A 16,607-nucleotide genomic window follows, 5' to 3' on the forward strand; every position below is an offset into this window, starting at 1 on the left:
ACTCGGGAAACGGCGGCCACGCTCAGGCTATACCTGCCTATTTCCGCTGGCCAGAGCGCAAGGCAACCTCGTTTCCTTAACGACGGCGGCCGCCCCCTCGGGAGGGAGCGGCCGGCGTGCGGGCGGGAAGGATTACTGCACGAACTCGTTGGTGTAGGTCGTCGACAGGTCGATCTCCTTGTCGCCAACCTCGGGGTTGGCGATCCGCTGGGTCTTGAGCACGGCCTCGGCGCCCTCTTCGGTGAAGGCCCCGTCCTTGCTGAGGGTGGCCTTCAGCTCCTCGATCACCGCGGCGTACTGGTCCACGTCGCCGCCGGCGTACTTCTCCGGCATTTCGGCCGCGATCTCCTTGCCCGAGTGCGTCTGGATGTACTCCAGCGTGCGCTTGATCGCGCCGGCCAGCTTCTTGGCCTCCTCCGGGTTCTGCTCAAGCCACTCGGACTTAGCGTAGAGGCTGGAGGACGGCCAGGCTTCCGTGCCGAAGACCTCCTTCAGGCCCTCCAGGGTGCGGACGTCTTCGATGACGGCCGGGTCCTTGCCCAGACGCTTGGCCAGCACGGTGACATCCGGTTCGAGCATGACGGCGGCGTCCACCTGCCCGTTTTCGACGGCGGCAACCGCGGAGGAGCCGGCACCGATCGCGGAGACGGAGGCATCCTCCTTCTTCATGCCGTTCTCCGACAGCAGGTACTTGACGAACATGTCCGTCGAGGAGCCCGGCGACGTGACGCCGACGTTCTTGCCCTTCAGGTCCGCAATGGACTTGATGCTGCCTTCCTGGGCCGGCGCCACCACGAGCGCGAGTCCGGAGGACAGGCCCATGTCGACGAAGGCCTTGATCGGCTGGTTCTTGGCCTGCATCTGGATGGTGTGCTCGTAGTAGCCGCTGGTCACGTCGGTGCTGCCGCCGAGCATGGCGGTCAGGGCCTTGGATCCGCCCTGCAGGTCCTGCAGCTCGACGTTGAGCCCTTCGTCCTCGTAGTAGCCGAGTTCCTGCGCGAGTGTGGTCGGCATGTAGGTGAGCAGGGTCTGCCCGCCGACGCCGATGACGATCTTGTCGCCGCCGGCGGCCCCGTCCTGGGCCTCCCCGCTGCCCTGCTGCCCGGGCGGAGCCGAGGCGGGCGCCCCGCAGGCGGCCAGCGCGAGGACGAGGGCCGCGGCTGCAGCCAGGGGCTTGAAACGGCGGAGCCGGCGGCTGCGGCGGTTCTCCGGATGGTTCATGGGAAAGGTCCCTTCAGGAAAGTGCGTGAGCGGGATTGGTAGGAGTGGTCAGGATGACTGGACCGGGCGCCACCGGAGCAGGTGTTTCTCCAAGCGGTTGACCAGCAGGTCGATGATCAGCACCACGATCATCAGGATGAACATCCCGGCGAACACGCCCTGGGTGTCGAACACGCCCTGGGCCTGCGCAATCGCGTAGCCCACGCCGGCCGAGGCGCCAAGGTATTCGCCCACCACCGCACCGGTGATGGCGAAGCCGACGCTGATGTGCAGGCTCGAGAAGATCCAGGTCAGGGCGCTGGGAATGAAAACGTGGCGCAGCAGCTGCTTCTCCGAGGCGCCGAGCATCCGGGCATTGTCCACCAGCACGCGGTCCACGTTCTTCACGCCTTCGAGGGTGTTGAAGAAGACGATGAAGAACACCAGGGTGAAGCCGAAGGCCACCTTGGACCAGATGCCGAGGCCGAACCAGAGCAGGAAGATCGGCGCCAGCACCACGCGCGGCAGTGCGTTGAACATCTGCAGGAACGGGTCGAAGAGCCGCTCCAGGAAGCGCACCCGCGCGAGCAGGAAGCCCAGGAACAGCCCGGCGGCGGCACCGACCGCGAAGGCCAGCAGCGCTTCCTGCATGGTGATCCACAGGTGCGGGAAGACGTAGCCGGTGGAGATCCAGGACCAGACGGTGGCCAGGATGTCGGAGGGCAGCGGGAAGAAGAACTCGTCGATGATCCCCGCGCGGCCAAGCAGTTCCCAGGCTCCGAGCACAACGGCGGCCAGGACCAGCTGGTACACCCGCATGAGTCCGTCCGAAGTCCCGTTCTTCCGCCGCGCACGGGCGGCGGCGGAACCTTCGCCGGGGGCAGGCTTGAGGTCCTTTCGGCTGTTCAGGACGGTCACGCCACTTCACCTTCTTCCGCACGGGCGGCCTCGTAGGTCTTGGAAACTTCGATCTTCAGCCGGCCCCAGATCTCGCGGTGCAGTTCCACGAACCGGGGGTCGTCCCGGATGTCGAGCAGGTCGCGGGGGCGCGGGATGGTGATCTCGTAATTGCCGACGACGGTGCTCCCCGGCCCTGCGCCGAGGATGACCACCTCGTCGGAGAGTGCGATCGCCTCGTCCAGGTCGTGGGTGATGAAGACGACCGCCTTGCCGGATTCCTGCCACAGGGCCAGCAGCTCGTTCTCCATGATCTGGCGGGTCTGCACGTCCAGCGCGGAGAACGGCTCGTCCATCAGGAGGATGTCCGGGTTGACGATCCAAGCCTGGGCTACCGCAGTGCGCTTGCGCATCCCGCCGCTGAGCTGGTGCGGATAGCGGTCCGCGAAGTTCTTCAGGCCGACCTTCTCCAGCCAGCGCCGCGCCTCGGAGTAGGCTTCGGCCTTGCCGACCCCGGCCATGGTCAGTCCGAGGCTGACGTTGTCGATCACGGTCTTCCACGGCAGCAGGGCGTCCTGCTGGAACATGTAGGAGGCGCGGCGGTTGACCCCGTTCACGGGCGCGCCGAAGCTGCTCGCCGTCCCGGAGGTCGGCTTGAGCAGGCCGGCGGCCATGTTCAGGATGGTCGACTTGCCGGACCCGGTCGGACCGACGATGGAAACGAAGCGGCCCGGCTCGACCTTCAGGTCGATGTCCCGCACCGCGAAATAGGTGCCGCCGCCCGGCGTCGTAAATTGCTTGGTGCAGCCCTGCAGCTCCACCGCGTACTGCGTCGGCGCTCCAGCCGAAGATAGCGTCATGATCTCTCCCGAGCCCCCAAGGACCCAATTCCATTCAGGTTGAAGCGGCAAGAAAACCGCCTTCAGAGCTGTACCGGTCGGGGCCGGTGCGCGGCTCCGCAAGCGAACCTTGTGGGTTCACATTGTGGGTTAGCCGCCATAATGTGGACTCATGCTAACAGTAAGCTTCGTCACAATCCAAGCCCGCCGCCGTCGGCCGTTACGTGTTGCCGCACCGGCCCGCCGGAGCTAGCCTGACTGCCATGTCCGCCCCGCAATCCCCCGCCAAGCCGGGAAACAATCCGCTGCTTGTGCTCGCCAAAATCAGCGCCATCCTGGACGCCTTTTCGCTCACCCGACCCGTGCTGACACTGGCCGACATCCGCGAGGCCACCGGAATGCCGACGTCCACCGTGCAGCGGCTGGTCACCAACCTGACCGCCCAGGGCTTCCTGGACCGGGAGGACGACGCCTACCGGATCGGCCTGAAGATGGCGTACTGGGCGGCGCCGGCCACGCGGGGCAAGGAGATCCTCGACGTGCTCAACCCGCTGCTGAAGGACCTGCGCGACGCCACCGGGGAGACCGCGTGCTTTTTCAAGGCCGAGCAGCGCTACCGCGTCTGCGTCGGGATCGCCGAGACCCGGCACGCGCTGCGGCGGGAAATGCACCTGGGCAAGATCATGCCGCTGCACGCCGGTTCTGCCAGCCGCGTCCTGCTCGCGTGGGACGCGGAGCTGCTGGACCGCGTCCTGAAGGAGCCGCTGGAATCCATTACGGAATCCACCATCACCAGCTCCGAGGACCTGCAAGCCGTGGTCAAGCAGACCCGCACCGACGGCTTCGCCATCACCACCGATGAGCGCGAGACCGGCGCCTCCGGCCTGTCGGCGCCGGTCTTCGACTCCTCGGCCGGGCTGGTGGGGGCCGTGACGATCAGCGGGCCGACCCTGCGCATGCCCCGCGAGGTGTGCGAGGGCTGGGTGGAGACCCTGCTCCAGACGGCCGAGCGCATGACCCGGATCATCGGCGGCCGCTTCCCGGGTGAAGCCGCCTCCTGACCCGCCGGCCGCCCGACCCACGCCACCCCGGGGCTCATCCATTGGCCAGTAACGGCTGGTTAGAGTGGCTAAACCGGCCGTTTCGGGCCAATCGTTTCGGTAACCGGGACCGCAGGCCCTTGGCTAGCTGCTCCGGTCGCAGGCGGGGTCGGGGCCGCCGGTGATGACCCATTCGAAGGCCTCGGCCTTGGAGCGGGCACCCTGCGCGGACTTGGACCGGTTCGGCTCGCCGAGTTCGGCCAGCAGCTTCTCGGACAGCTCCACAATGGCGGCGAAGGATTCCGGGGTCAGCCACCCCGGCCGGGTCGCGAACAGGATGTCCTCGGATGAGGTGTTGCCGCTGGCGCCAGGGGCAAAGGGGCAGCCGCCGAGCCCGCCGAGGGCTCCGTCCACCAGCTCGGCGCCGGCCGAAATCGCCGCCAGGGTGTTGGCCACGCCCAGCCCCCAGGTGTCGTGGCCGTGGTAGACGATCCGCCTTGCGGGCGTTTCCTCCCTGACCCGCCGGATGAGCGACGACACCTGGGCGGGTACGGCCTGGCCCAGGGTGTCGCAGATGACGATGTCGCAGGTACCCTCGGCGCGCGGATCGTTGGCGATCGCCAGCACGCGGTCCTCGGGGACCTGCCCCTCGAAGGGGCAGGTGAAGGACGTGGCGATGCACAGCTGGATCCGCCCGCCGGCGGCCCGCGCGTACTCGACAGCCTGCGGCAGCGCGGCCAGGCTGGCCTCGGTGCTGCGGCCGATGTTGGCCTGGTTGTGCGAGTCCGAGGCGGAGAAGCAGTACTGGAAATTGCGTGCGCCGGCCGCCGCGGCCTTGGCCACGTGGCCCGGGGTCGCCACCCAGATCCAGCAGCGCTCCAATTCCTCCGCCGTCAGCTGCTCCACCACCTCGAGCGTGTTGGCCATCGGCGGCACCAGGTCCGCCCGCGCCATCGATCCGAGCTCGATCTCCGGCACGCCGACGCGCACCAGTTCGCGCACGATCTCCACCTTCCGGGCGGTGGAGAGCATCTTCCCGGTCAGCTGCAGGCCGTCCCGAAGGGTCACATCGCGCAGGCCAGCGCGCGGTTCAAAGGTGAAGCTCATCCCTGCAGTGCCTCCTCGCGGCCGGCGGCCGCATCGATTGCCTTCGCGTCCATGCCCAGCAGCCCGCCGAGCACCTCGTTTGTATGCTCGCCCAGGTCCGGCCCCAGGTTGCGGATCGGCAGCGACGCGCTGCCGATGACCGGCACCACGCCGGGGAATCCGACGTCGTGCAGCGTTTCCTCGCCGGTGGAGACGTCGAACTTCTGGACCATCCTGCGGGCTGCGTACTGCTCATCATCGACGATATCCGCCGCGGTGTAGATGGGACCGGCGGGAACCCCGGCAGCGTCCAACGCCGCCAGCGCTTCCGCAACGGTCCGGCCCGCGGCCCACTCGCCGATCGCCGCATCCAGTTCCTCGCGGCGCGCCCAGCGGCCGGCGTTGGACTGCAGCCCGGGATCGATGCCCAGGTCGGGCCGTCCGATGGTGTCCATGTAGCGCTTGTAGATGCCGTCCCCGTTGCCGGCCACGACGATGCTCCCGCCGTCTCCGCAGACATAGGCGTTCGACGGCGCAATCCCCTCCATCCGTCCGCCTACGCGCTCCCGGCGGACGCCGTAGCCCTCGTAGTCCGGGATCAGCGACTCCATCATGGAGAACATGGCCTCATGCAGCGCCACATCGACCACCCGCTCGCGCAGCGGAACCGCCGAAGCCCCCTGCCGCCGTCGTCCCTCCCGCTGGAACAGGCTCATCACGGAACCGAATGCGGCGTACAGTCCCGCGATCGAGTCCCCGATGGACACGCCCACGCGCACCGGCGCCCGGTCCGGATCGCCCACCAGGTTGCGGAAGCCGCTGTAGGCCTCGGCGACCGCGGCGAAGCCGGGCCGTTCCGCCAGCGGGCCGGTCTGACCGAAGGCGGAAATCCGCGTGATCACCAGGTCCGGATTGGCCTCGTTCAGCACCTCCGGCCCAAGCCCCCACTTCTCCAGCGTGCCCGGGCGGAAGTTCTCCAGCAGGATGTCGCACTCGGCCACCAGCGCCAGCACCGCCTTGCGGCCGGCCTCCGTGCGCAGGTCCAGCACCACCGACTTCTTGTTCCGGTTGATCGTCCGGTACAGCATCGACGTCTTGCCCCGGTAGAGCCGCCAGTTGCGCAGCTCGTCGCCGGTGCCCGGCCGCTCCACCTTGATCACCTCGGCGCCGAAGTCCGCCAGCAGCCGTCCGGCCGTCGGCGCCGCGATGTAGTTGCCCAGCTCCAGCACGCGCACACCCGCGAGCGGCGCGATCTCGTTCTCAGTCATCGTTTTCCTTTGGTACTTAGGTCTGGCTTGCAGCGGCGTTTAGAGGAACAGGCTCATCGGCAGGATCAGCAGGATAGCGACGACGGACGCCACCGAAACGCCGACCGTCACCGACTTCAGCGCGCCGCGGACACTCTGGCCCAGCAGCGACTGCAGCAGCCAGAAGGTGTTGCTGGTGACATGCACCATGAACAGCGAGCCGGCGCCCGCGGCGAGGGCGATCAGCACCGGATCGATGCCGAGTGCGGGAGCGATGGGCGCGAGCAGGCCCGCCGCCGTGATGGCGGACAGCGTGACGCTACCGACGGCGATGTGCAGCACGGCGGCGATGCCCCACACCACGAGGAGCGGCGCGACGGTGCTGGCGGAGAAGAAGCCGCCCAGGATGTCGCCCAGCCCGGCGGCGGCGACCGTGGCCGCGAGCGAGCCGCCCACGCCGGTCAGGATCAGGATCTGTCCGCTCTCCTTGAAGCCCGTGGTGATGGCGGTCTCCACCCGCGCCTGGCCCACGGTGAAGCGGCCCATCACGCCGGTGCCGATCAAGCCGATCAGCAGCGCGATCACCGGGTTGCCGAGCAGCTGCAGCCAGGCGATCTCGAGCTTCAGGATCTCCACGACGGCGCCGGCTCCGATCAGCAGCAGCGCGGTCAGCAGCGGGGCGAAGAGCACCAGCAGGGGCGCTTCCTTCCCCTCGGGGCGCTCCTCGACGGCCACCGCGGCCGGCACGGGCTCGAGCCCTTCGGCACCGGAACCGCCCGCCGGGGAATTGGCCCTGCCGGGGTTCGCGCCGCCGGCCGCTGCACCGGCGTTGGAGGTTTCGCCGTCGTCCTCAATGAAGGTCGCATCCTCGTCCTTGGCCTCATTCCAGAAGCCCTTGTGGAACAGGAAGGACATGATCGCGATCGAAATGATGATTGTCGGGACGATCAGCACGAGGCCGAACACCAGCATCTTGCCAAGGGGCACGCCGAGCAGCCCGGCCAGGGCCAGCGCCGCGACGCCGGGGACCATGAACACAATGCCGCACTCCAGCGCGATCGCCATCGCCGTGGCCATCCGGGCCGTGCCGAGCCGGCCGATCTTCGGGGCCAGCCGGCGGGCCAGCGGCGCCGAAATCACCAGCAGCACGTCCAGGAAGATGGACTGCAGCGCCGTCCCGATGGCCAGGCCCATGGTGTAGGGCAGCCGCTTGGGTCCGAAGACCCGCAGGAGGTGCTCCACCAGGCGGCGGATGGCCCCGGTCTCGTTGAGGATGGAGCCCATCAGCACGCCGAAGGCGATCAGCAGGCCGACCTCCACCATGATCTCGCCGAACCCGCCGGTGATGGTCTCCACCGTTTTGGTCACGCCCAGCCCGGTGGAGAGCCCGAGGTAGACGGAGCCGATCACAAGCGAGATAACGGGGTTGACCCTGAACCTGACGATCAGCACCACGGTGGCGAGGACGGCCACCGCGGTGTTGACCAGAACGGCAATGTCGGACATAAAGAAGGATTCCAATCGGACGGGCCCTCGGCAGTGAAGGCTTCGGCAACATTGGGCTGTGACAGCGGCCACAGGACTGCAACCCATATTATGGGATTCAACTCACATTGCAAGCACCGGGAAGGGGCCGACGGCTCTGGACGGGCGCCGCCCGTGCTGGAAGCATGGGGACGTACCCCGCCGGAGCCGTTGAAGGGAATGCGGGCATGGTCAATGAAGGCAAGGACACAGCGAGCGATCGGCACGCACTGGCCGCCGTCGAGCACCACCACGCGCAGATGCTCCAGCGCATGCAGCACCTGACGGCCCTGTTGGCGGAAGCCGCGCAGGAGCGCGACGCTTCGGCCGCGCACGACGCCAAGAACACGCTGGTGGAGTGGTGCGAGAACGAGCTGCTGCCGCATGCCCTGGCGGAGGAGAAGTTCCTCTACGAGATGGCCCGGGAGCGGCCCGAGGCCTCGATGCTCGTCACCGGCATGCTGGTGGAGCACCGCACCATCGTCAACACCCTCGAGGAGCTGCGCGGCCTGTCCGATGTCCGGGCGGCGGCCGTGGCCACCGCGTTGGAGCGGCTCTTCGCGCTGCATCTCGAGAAGGAGAACCGGCTCCTGCTGCCGTTCATCGTCGAGCAGCCGGATCTTTCCCTGGTCGCGGCCGTGCAGGGCCTGCACGAACTGACCGGCGAGCTGCAGGCCGAGGGCAGCGGCCACGCGCACACCACCACCGAAACCAGCCTGGACTGACGGCGGACGTCAGCTCACGACGTCGAACTCCGCCTTGGCGGACAACGTTCCGTTTGCCTGGACCTGGATTCCGTGCCGTCCCGGGTAGTGGACGCGCGTGGTCATCTGCCGGAAGCCGTGGGTCTTGCGCAGCTGCCGGGACTCCCCCGGCGCCAGCTCCGCGACCGCCAGTTTGAACACCTTCGGCGCGACCGAACCGTTGGCCTTCACGTAATGGACCATGTAGTCCACGGCGACGCGCGCCGGCTCGCCGGAGTCATTCGTGACCACGACGCCGAAGCCGAGTTCCCCGGGCAGGTGCACGGTGCCGCGGTCCAGTTCCGGGACCGACACGGACACGCTGCCGGCGGTGAAACCGAGAAGGGCGAGCGCGCCGGGATGGGCCTTCTTCACCAGGGTCCGCAGCCCGTGCCGCACCACCCATGCAGTGTGCGCCCCGGGATCCGCGCTCCAGCGCCCGGCCGCCGCCACCACCTCGTCCGGCGCGTGCCGGGCCACATCGTTCAGATGGTTCGCCACCGAGCGCCTGACGTCATCGGACTCGTCGCCGTGCAGCGCGTCCAGGAGCGGGAGCGTTGCCGCAGGCCTGGCGATGATCTCCGGGACACGCACGGCCCAGGGCAGGTACGGCCGGGTTCCCTCGCTCGCCAGCCGCCGCACGTGCGGGTCCGGATGGCGCGTCCAGTCCGCGATGATGGCCAGCGAGCGGTCGAGGTCCCCGATGAGCAGGCGCCGGATGGCGAACTCGCTGGTGAGCCGCGGGGTCAGCTCCGCCAGCAGCGCCAGCGCGTCATCGAAGGACTGTGTGCTCCCGTCCCGCAGCGCCAGGGTCACCGCCGCTTCACTGACCGGCCAGATCGCCCAGCCCGTGAACTGCGGATCCTGCAGCGCAGCCCGGAAGAGGGATGCAGCCCGCTCGTAGCCGGCCCCGTGCCCGCGGGCGGCGTTCTGGCCGGAAAGGTCGGACAGGTCGGACAGCAGCGCCGCCGCCAGCAGGTCCGCGCGGGCACGGAGCGCAAGCGGTTCGAGCCGCTCCGCCGCCGCGGCGAGCGCGGGCCAGTCCGGCCGGCCCGCCGCCCGGGCCAGGACATCGCGCAGGCCCGCGACGGCAGGCGGACCCAGCAGGTCATTCATCACGCCCATCGGGGGCCTCCGGATCTCCAGGCAACGCTTCGTCATCCAGAGTAGGCGGCCCCACCGTCAATTTCGCGGCTCAGAAGAACCCGTTCCCGTGCGGCATCTCGAACGGCACGGGCTGGATCACGTCCCAGTGCTCCACAATCAGGCTGTCCTCCAGGCGCCACAGGTCGTACAGCGCCACCGGGACGCCGAACTCGCCCTCGGCCACGGTCAGCACGAAATTCCCCTGCCCGACAATCCGGTGGACCATTCGGTGCGTCAGCGGGCGGCCCTGCGTCGCCCACACCGCCAGCGCGGCTTCGATGCCTTCCAGTCCGTCGCCGGCCTCGGGATTGTGCTGGGCGAAGTCGCGGGCGACGTAGTTCTCCACGACCGCGTAGTCCCGCTCCATCAGGACCTTCTGCGCGAACTCGCCCACGAGGGCCTTGTTGGCGAGCGTCTTGTCCAGGTCGGTGACCTCGGTCGGACCGTCCACCTGGGAGTGTCCGCTGACGGAGTCCTGGGCCAGCGGCGCCAGCACCTCCCAGTGCTCGGCCAGCCGGTCGCCGAGCACACGGAAGACGTTGAACGCGACCATCGGCGTCGGTCCGAGGCCGTGGTAGACGCAGTGGATGACCACCATGTCGCCGTCCTCGAGAATGCGCAGCGGTTCGAACCGGAAGTCCAGCGGCAGGTGCCCGACGAAGCGCCGCAGCGCCTCCGGCCCGTCCGGCGCCAGCGGGGAATGCTGGCGGTAGTTGGGCGCATAGTAGCGGTCCACGGCTTCGGGATCGCGGTTGACGAACAGCTCCGTTCCGGCTGAGCGGACGACGTCTGCACTGGTCATGACAGCACTCCCGAAAGAAGCGGGCCAACCGTTGAATAGCCCTCAGCGTACCGCCCGGAAGGCCGGTCAGGAAGGGCCGGAAGCACCGTATTTTCGGAGCTCCAGGCCCCGTCCCGGCGCCGCGCCGGAGGGTGCCTCAGGGCCCGTCAGCGCGGGCCTCGGCGCCGCGCCGGAAGGTGCGCCCGAGAGCCCTTCAGCGCGGGCCTCAGCCGGGCCTTAGCGGCGTGCCGCTTGGGCTTCGAGCTTCTCCAGCTGGCTGTCCGTCAGGTAGGTCATGCCGGTCAGGATGTCCGTGATCTTGCGGCGTTCCGCCGGGCTGAACCGGGTGTCGTCGAGGATGTCGCTGACCCACAGTCCGTCCATCGCCAGCCGCACGATGATGCCGATGATGCCCGCCGGGTCCTGCGGATCCAGGTCCATCCGGTCCAGCCGGCGGTTCAGGTAGATGAGCGCCTCGGCGAGGTTCGGCCGCCCGATTGCCGTGGCCAGCAGTCCGGCCTGGTCGCCGGCGCTGTTGGCGCGGGCGTCGGAGAAGGCCTTGATGTATGCCCGTTCCTCGGCCCCTGTGGGCTCCGGGTCCGCCTCGGCGGTCCTGCCCAGCTCGTGTACCAGCTCCGTGATCATCGATTCGACGTCCTCTTCGATTTCTTCGAGGGGCGCCCCCGGCCTGAACATCGTTCCTCCAGCTCTTCGGCATCGGTCGGTCAACGAGGCCAGTGTAGCCAACGCCGCCGCGCCCGGCGAAAGCCCCCGGCGGCAACCCGCGGCCCGGGGCTTTCGGTTTGGTTCCGCCGAGGTCAGCAGACCTGGACAGTATCGGCGACGGCGGCGGTCGAGCGCCCGGGAAGCTCCCTCCGGAATCCCAACCGGCCCCCGCCGTTCCTCCGGTAGGCCGCCAGGATGTAGAGCGCGACGACCCAGTCGAAGCTCACGCACGCGATCGCCCAGCTCTCCGGGGCGAACTCGCGGCCGCCGGCGAAGTAGTGCAGCGGCACGTCCCACAGGGGATGCAGCGCCCAGCCCAGTACGAGCCAGTACGGCGAGCGCCGCAGACCCAGCAGCCCCACCGCGCCGAGGGCTATCGCGTGCAGGAATTCCCCGAGCACCCACAGCCCGCTGGCTTCGCCGGCGATCGCGAAGCCCACGTAGGCCCCGCCCGCGATCACCAGGAAGATGGCCAGCAGCGACCGCCCGGCGGTGTCCTTCACGAAGCGCGAGAGCGCACAGGCCACGGCCACCAGGACCGCGGCGTTGATGGCGCCGCCCAACAGGTAATTTCCGATCAAAGCTGAAGTTTCCATGCCCCCCAAGCTACGGACGCCACGGGCATGCTCACACCGGCAAAACCGCCGGGTTCTGCCGCATCAGCTCGGCCCGCGTGCTGATGCCGAGCTTGGCGTAGACGTTCCGCAGGTGGAAGTCGATGGTGCGCGGGCTCAGGAACAGCTGAGCCGCCGCGTCCCGGTTGGACAGGCCCTGCCGCACCAGCGCGGCAACCTGCCGTTCCTGCGGCGTCAAAACAACGGCGGCGGACGGGTCGCGTCTGCGGGCCGTTTTGCCGGAGGCGCGCAGTTCCTGGTGCGCCCGCTCTTCCCAGCGGCGGGCACCCAACTCGGCGAACGTCTCCAGCGCGGTTTCCAGTTGGGTCCGGGCATCCACGCGGCGTCGTTCGCGCCGGAGGAAGCTGCCGTAGGCCAGCTGCGTCCGCGCCCGGTCGAAGAGCCGCAGCGAGCCCGTGTGGGCCTGGAGCGCGGCGCGGTACAGCTCGTCCGCCGCGCTTCCCCCGGCCAGCAGGGCCCGGCCGTGCAGCGCCGCCGCGGCCGGCCAGGCATTCCCGGTGGCGGCGGCGAACCGCTCCAGGTCGGACATCCGGGCGGCGGCATCCTCCAGCTGCCCGGCCCGGATGCCCGCCTCCAGGCAGTCGAGCGCCGCGGACCGGCGCATGAATGGCAGCTGGAGCCGCGACAACGCGTGGAAGGCGGCCCCCTCCGGCTCGCGGACGGCCTTGGCCCAGTGCAGCAGGTCGTGTACGGTCCCGGTCACGATGCCCAGCGGGTGGCTGGACGCGATGTCCTCGGCGGCGGCCAGGTGCCGGTCGAAGCCGCCGTCGTCCTGGAGCGCATCGAGCAGCGTCAGCTGCGCCAGCGGAAAGGCGCTGAGCCCCGGCTGCCCGATGCCGCCGGCCAGCTGCAGCGCTTCCGAGGCGCCGGTGCGCGCCGCGGCCCAGTTCCCGGTGGCCAGCTCCGTCAGGCTGCGCCGGGTGAGCGAGTAGAGGACCATGATCATGGCGCCGGTTCCCCGTGCCCGGGCGAGAAGCAGGTTGTGGAAGCGCAGCGACGCCTCGTCGTCGCCCACCTGAATCGCGGCAATGCCGAGGTTAGGCAGCAGGTCCTGGTCGGCTTCGTCCAGCGCGGCCCCGGTGGCGACCGCCTCGCGGAGCACCGGCGCGCCGCGCTCCAGATCGCCGGACGCCATCTGGTGCAGGCCCACCAGCAGCTTCCAGAAGCACTGTTCCCGCGCGGACGCCGTGATGTCCGGCGGCGCGGCGACCGACAACGGGCTGATGTCATGGCCCGACCCGCCCCCGAAGGAGGCGAGCGCCGCAGCGAACATGGCCATCTCCCGCGCCCGGACCGGATCCGCCGGTGCCACTTCGCGGGCGCCTTCCAGGATCATGTGGTGCCCCTGCTGCAGCGACCCGGTGTTCCATTCGATCCGCGCGCGCCGCCGGACCGCGTCGGCACGCAGGCCTGCGTCGCTGGCAAGGTCGAGCGCCGCGTCGCTGAGGCGCCTGGCCCGCCCCGCCTGCCCGGCGAGCCAGGCGCTGCCTGCCGCCTCGTAGAGGAACCTGGCCTTGGTGCCCGACGCCGGAGAGAGTTCGGCCGCCCGTTCCCAAGCAGAACTCGCCGCCTCGTGTCCGCCCCTGCCGCGTGCGCGCTGGCCCACGAGGTCCAGCTCGGCGGCCACCGCCGGGTCGTGGTCCTCCGCGGCCGCGGCCAAGTGCCACACCCTTCGGTCGGTTTCCTCGGCTCCCGCCAGCACATTGGCCAGCGCCAGGTGGACCTCGCGCCGCTGGCTCCGAGTCGAAGCCCCGTAGACGGCCGAGCGCACCAGCGGGTGCCGCAGCAGCAGCTTCCCGTCGGCCACGCGCAGCAGGCCGGATTCCTCGACCGAATCCAGCGCCTCCTCCCCCGCGCCCAGGGCCGCGGCCGCCCGGCGGACGATGGCGAGTTCACCGGCGTCGTCCGTCGCGGCCACCAGCAGCCAGGTCCGGGCCGGCCCGGGCAGGCGGCGCCAGCGGTCCAGGAAGGCCCGCTCCACGCCGGCGGTCAGCGGCAGTCGGGCGGGCAAGGCGTCGGCACCGGCAAACTGCCCCGGCGTCAGCGAGCTGGCCAGCTCGACCAGAGCCAGCGGATTCCCGCCCGTCCTGCGGACCAGCTCGGCCAACACCTCCGGGCTGACCGGCGTCCCGGCCTGCTCGCGGAGGAGGCGCGCCGCCGCGTCGTCGTCAATCCCCGCAAGTACGATCCGGGGCAAATCCTCGCTCTCGAACCGGCGCTCGTCGCCGTCGCGCGCCGCGAAGAACAACGCGACCCGTTCGGCATTGAGCCGGCGGGCCGCAAACAGCAAGGCCGCCGCGGAGACGTCGTCCAGCCACTGCGCATCGTCGATCACGGCCACGATCGGGCCGTCCTCGGCTGCCTCAGCCAGCAGGCTCAGCACGGCCAGGAAAATCAGGAAGCGGTCCACCCCGGCCGAAGCGACCTGCCCGAAGGCGGTCTTGAGGGCAAGGGACTGCGGCTCGGGCAGCCGGTCGGCATAGGAGAGCACCGGCCGCAGCAACCGGTGCAGGGCGGCAAAGGCCAACGGCGATTCCGATTCCACGCCCTGGGTCCGCAGCAGCCGCACATCTTCGGCGGACCGGGCAACCTCGTCCAGCAACATCGTCTTGCCAACCCCTGGCAGGCCGCGCAGCACGAGGGCACCGCCATGCCCGGCACGTGCCCGGTCGATGACGGCCCCGATGGCCGCCCGTTCATTCCCCCTGCCATGAACCACCGCAACAGCCTAGCAACCGCGGCTTGAAGAAACCCGGCAATTTTCCCGGTCCGACGCCGCCTCCGGCAGCGGCACGATCGAACTATCAACCACAACTACTGCCCGCCCCGACCAGCCACAGGAGCATCCCATGGACATCCACCCGACTGCCGCATCAGCCGCCGCCCCATCGCCTGCGATCCACAGCCCGGCCACCCGGCCCGGCAGTCCGGCGTCACCGCGCTGCGGCCGTGGCCGCGCCGCCTTGAACTTCGCGCGGCACTACCTCGAGATGCTTGTCGCCATGGTGGCCGGCATGGCCATCCTGGGCCCGGTCGGGAACCTTCTCTTCGAGGCCCTCGGCGTCGCCGAACTGTTCGCCCGCCCGGACCTCGGCTCCCTGGTCATGGCCACCAGCATGACCCTCGCCATGTCGGCCTGGATGAAGTTCCGTGGACACCGCTGGGCGCCGATCGCCGAGATGGCCGCAGCCATGTACCTGCCGTTCATCGTGCTCTTCATCCCGCTCTGGGCCGGGCTGATCGACGGCCACACCCTGATGGCCGCGGGCCACGTGCTGATGCTGCCGGCCATGGCCGCCGCGATGCTGCTGCGCCGGCACGAGTACACCCGCGCGCACCACGGCCACCACTGACCCGGGTTCCGGCCCCGGACAAACGAAATGGCCCGAAGTCAGGCCTCCCCAAGCCAACTCACTTCAAGCCATTTCGCGGGCTGCGATTCTCGGGTGTTGCCACCCCGACCGTTGCCGGCCGCCCCCAAGGAAGACGCTGCAACCACCTTCAGTCTTGTCCCTTGTAGAGCGTTTGACCACTGCCAAAAGACCCTAGTCCCAGATACTGGGGTGGGCCTACGATGCCCCCGCGGACGAAGGCCCGGCGCCGGACGCCGCCGCTTCCGGGACGACCGGCCCGCCCGGCTCGGCCGGCACGGCGGGCAGCCCCGGGACGCCGGAGTGGAGTCCCGACGTCGCGAGGAACTGGATGTGCGCGGCCGTCTCGCTCAGCGCTATCCGGAGCTGGAAGCCGCCGAGCGACTCCCAGCCGCGCGACCAGCCGATCCTGCCGGCGACGCTGTAGACGCTTGGATCGGCCTGGGCTTCCAGGGCGGCGAGGACTTCGTCGAGCCTCTCCATTGAATGTGCGCGCAGGGCACGGGCGCGCGCGCCGATGCCCCTGAACCGGTACTCGTGGGCCGGCAGCACCTCGTGGTCCTCCGCCTCCGCGGTGCGTTCAAGCGACGCCAGGTAGCTGCGCAGCGGATCGGGATGCTCGTGCGGAACCAGCGAGACGTTCGGGGTGATGCGCGGAAGGATGTGGTCGCCGCTGAGCACCATCCGGGCGGCGTCGTCCCAGAGCATCAGGTGCCCGGGCGTGTGCCCCGGCGTCGCTTCCGTCCGCAGCACGCGGCCGCCGACCGGCAGCTCCTCGCCGCCGTCCAGCACCCGGTCAACCGCCGCCTCCTCGCGGATCCGCTCGAACGCGAACCGCGGCAGCAGCACCTCCGCCAGCTTCTCCTCCGGCACGCCCCATCCGCGGTACTGCAGCCGGTCTTCTTCCATCGCCCCGCCCGGCTCGCCGTAGCCCCGCAGGACGTCGCGGTCCCCGCGGCCCACCGCAACCCACGTGCCGGCAGCGTCCGCCACCCTCCGCGCCATCCCCAGATGGTCCGCGTGGTAGTGCGTCGCGAAGACCCCGGTGACTCCGGAAATGCCGGGACCGATCCGTTCCAGCGCGGCGCCGAGCTGGGCATACCCCTCATCCGAATCGAAGCCCGGATCGATGACCAGGCAGTCGCCGCCGTCGACCATCACATAGCTCAGCGTGTAGCGCATGGGATTGTTCGGGAAGACCACCGGCACGGACCACAGCCCGCCCTCCAGCCGCTCGACCGGCGGCAGCCGCTTGTCCTTCCATGCCTGCCGCTGCAGGTCGCCCGTGATCTCGATCATGCACGCGACGCTACCAGCGCCCGCCGCCGCGGCCGGCACCTGTGCCGCACATTGTGACGCCCGGCCGCGTCAA

Annotated in this window: 15 protein-coding genes; 3 read left to right on the forward strand and 12 right to left on the reverse strand. The window is 69.6% G+C overall.

The features are described from left to right. Positions 1-132 precede the first annotated feature (132 nt). Genes WFH44_RS10200 through WFH44_RS10210 form a run of 3 tightly spaced genes read right to left on the reverse strand, consistent with a single transcriptional unit; the run spans position 133 to position 2,957 of the window. A complete protein-coding gene (locus tag WFH44_RS10200) occupies positions 133-1,221 on the reverse strand; it encodes an ABC transporter substrate-binding protein (protein WP_336713755.1) in 1,089 nt (362 codons plus the stop codon). 48 nt (positions 1,222-1,269) lie between these two features. Continuing rightward, positions 1,270-2,118: an ABC transporter permease gene (locus WFH44_RS10205; RefSeq protein WP_336713756.1), complete on the reverse strand. Its 849-nt coding sequence runs from the start codon at positions 2,116-2,118 to the stop codon at positions 1,270-1,272. Then, complete coding sequence (locus tag WFH44_RS10210) at positions 2,115-2,957, reverse strand: ABC transporter ATP-binding protein (RefSeq protein WP_336713757.1); 843 nt, start codon at positions 2,955-2,957, stop codon at positions 2,115-2,117. The genes WFH44_RS10205 and WFH44_RS10210 overlap by 4 nt, the downstream gene beginning before the upstream one ends. A gap of 242 nt (positions 2,958-3,199) precedes the next feature. Here WFH44_RS10210 and WFH44_RS10215 point away from each other — a divergent pair, with 242 nt between their 5' ends. Further along, positions 3,200-3,997, forward strand: a complete 798-nt coding sequence (locus WFH44_RS10215) for an IclR family transcriptional regulator (RefSeq protein ID WP_336713758.1) — start codon at positions 3,200-3,202, stop codon at positions 3,995-3,997. A 123-nt stretch (positions 3,998-4,120) separates the two neighbouring features. On the opposite strand, the gene WFH44_RS10220 is transcribed toward WFH44_RS10215, so the two are convergent. Genes WFH44_RS10220 through WFH44_RS10230 form a run of 3 tightly spaced genes read right to left on the reverse strand, consistent with a single transcriptional unit; the run spans position 4,121 to position 7,815 of the window. Next, positions 4,121-5,083, reverse strand: a complete 963-nt coding sequence (locus WFH44_RS10220; RefSeq protein WP_336713759.1) for a hydroxymethylglutaryl-CoA lyase — start codon at positions 5,081-5,083, stop codon at positions 4,121-4,123. After that, a complete protein-coding gene (locus WFH44_RS10225) occupies positions 5,080-6,330 on the reverse strand; it encodes a CaiB/BaiF CoA transferase family protein (protein ID WP_336713760.1) in 1,251 nt (416 codons plus the stop codon). Before WFH44_RS10225 ends, WFH44_RS10220 begins: the two co-directional genes overlap by 4 nt. Before the next feature lie 39 nt (positions 6,331-6,369). Then, positions 6,370-7,815: a GntP family permease gene (locus WFH44_RS10230; protein ID WP_336713761.1), complete on the reverse strand. Its 1,446-nt coding sequence runs from the start codon at positions 7,813-7,815 to the stop codon at positions 6,370-6,372. Positions 7,816-7,979: 164 nt separating this feature from the next. Here WFH44_RS10230 and WFH44_RS10235 point away from each other — a divergent pair, with 164 nt between their 5' ends. Then, on the forward strand, positions 7,980-8,558 hold the full coding sequence (locus WFH44_RS10235) for a hemerythrin domain-containing protein (protein WP_336713762.1): 579 nt from the start codon (positions 7,980-7,982) through the stop codon (positions 8,556-8,558). 9 nt (positions 8,559-8,567) lie between these two features. On the opposite strand, the gene WFH44_RS10240 is transcribed toward WFH44_RS10235, so the two are convergent. The 5 genes from WFH44_RS10240 to WFH44_RS10260 all read right to left on the reverse strand — a co-directional run bounded on the left by WFH44_RS10240 (position 8,568) and on the right by WFH44_RS10260 (position 14,583). Next, on the reverse strand, positions 8,568-9,701 hold the full coding sequence (locus WFH44_RS10240; RefSeq protein ID WP_336713763.1) for a DNA alkylation repair protein: 1,134 nt from the start codon (positions 9,699-9,701) through the stop codon (positions 8,568-8,570). A 70-nt stretch (positions 9,702-9,771) separates the two neighbouring features. Continuing rightward, the gene (locus tag WFH44_RS10245; protein ID WP_336713764.1) at positions 9,772-10,524 is read right to left on the reverse strand and encodes a nuclear transport factor 2 family protein; all 753 of its coding nucleotides are present in this window, start codon (positions 10,522-10,524) and stop codon (positions 9,772-9,774) included. Between the two features lie 216 nt (positions 10,525-10,740). Further along, positions 10,741-11,199 (reverse strand): TetR family transcriptional regulator, encoded by a 459-nt coding sequence (locus WFH44_RS10250; protein WP_336713765.1) that lies wholly within the window; start codon positions 11,197-11,199, stop codon positions 10,741-10,743. Positions 11,200-11,321: 122 nt separating this feature from the next. Further along, entirely contained in the window at positions 11,322-11,825 is a 504-nt protein-coding gene (locus tag WFH44_RS10255; protein ID WP_336713766.1) for a DUF6010 family protein, read from the reverse strand. A gap of 31 nt (positions 11,826-11,856) precedes the next feature. After that, positions 11,857-14,583, reverse strand: coding sequence for an AAA family ATPase (locus WFH44_RS10260; protein WP_336713767.1), 2,727 nt, complete (start codon positions 14,581-14,583; stop codon positions 11,857-11,859). Positions 14,584-14,713: 130 nt separating this feature from the next. On the opposite strand from WFH44_RS10260, the gene WFH44_RS10265 reads away from it, so the two are divergent. Continuing rightward, positions 14,714-15,217, forward strand: a complete 504-nt coding sequence (locus WFH44_RS10265; protein WP_336713768.1) for a hypothetical protein — start codon at positions 14,714-14,716, stop codon at positions 15,215-15,217. A 216-nt stretch (positions 15,218-15,433) separates the two neighbouring features. Here WFH44_RS10265 and WFH44_RS10270 read toward each other — a convergent pair whose 3' ends face one another. Beyond that, a complete protein-coding gene (locus tag WFH44_RS10270; RefSeq protein ID WP_336713769.1) occupies positions 15,434-16,534 on the reverse strand; it encodes an MBL fold metallo-hydrolase in 1,101 nt (366 codons plus the stop codon). Positions 16,535-16,607 lie beyond the last annotated feature (73 nt).

The sequence above is a fragment of the Arthrobacter sp. USHLN218 genome (assembly GCF_037144715.1).
In the GTDB taxonomy this organism is placed as follows: domain Bacteria; phylum Actinomycetota; class Actinomycetes; order Actinomycetales; family Micrococcaceae; genus Crystallibacter.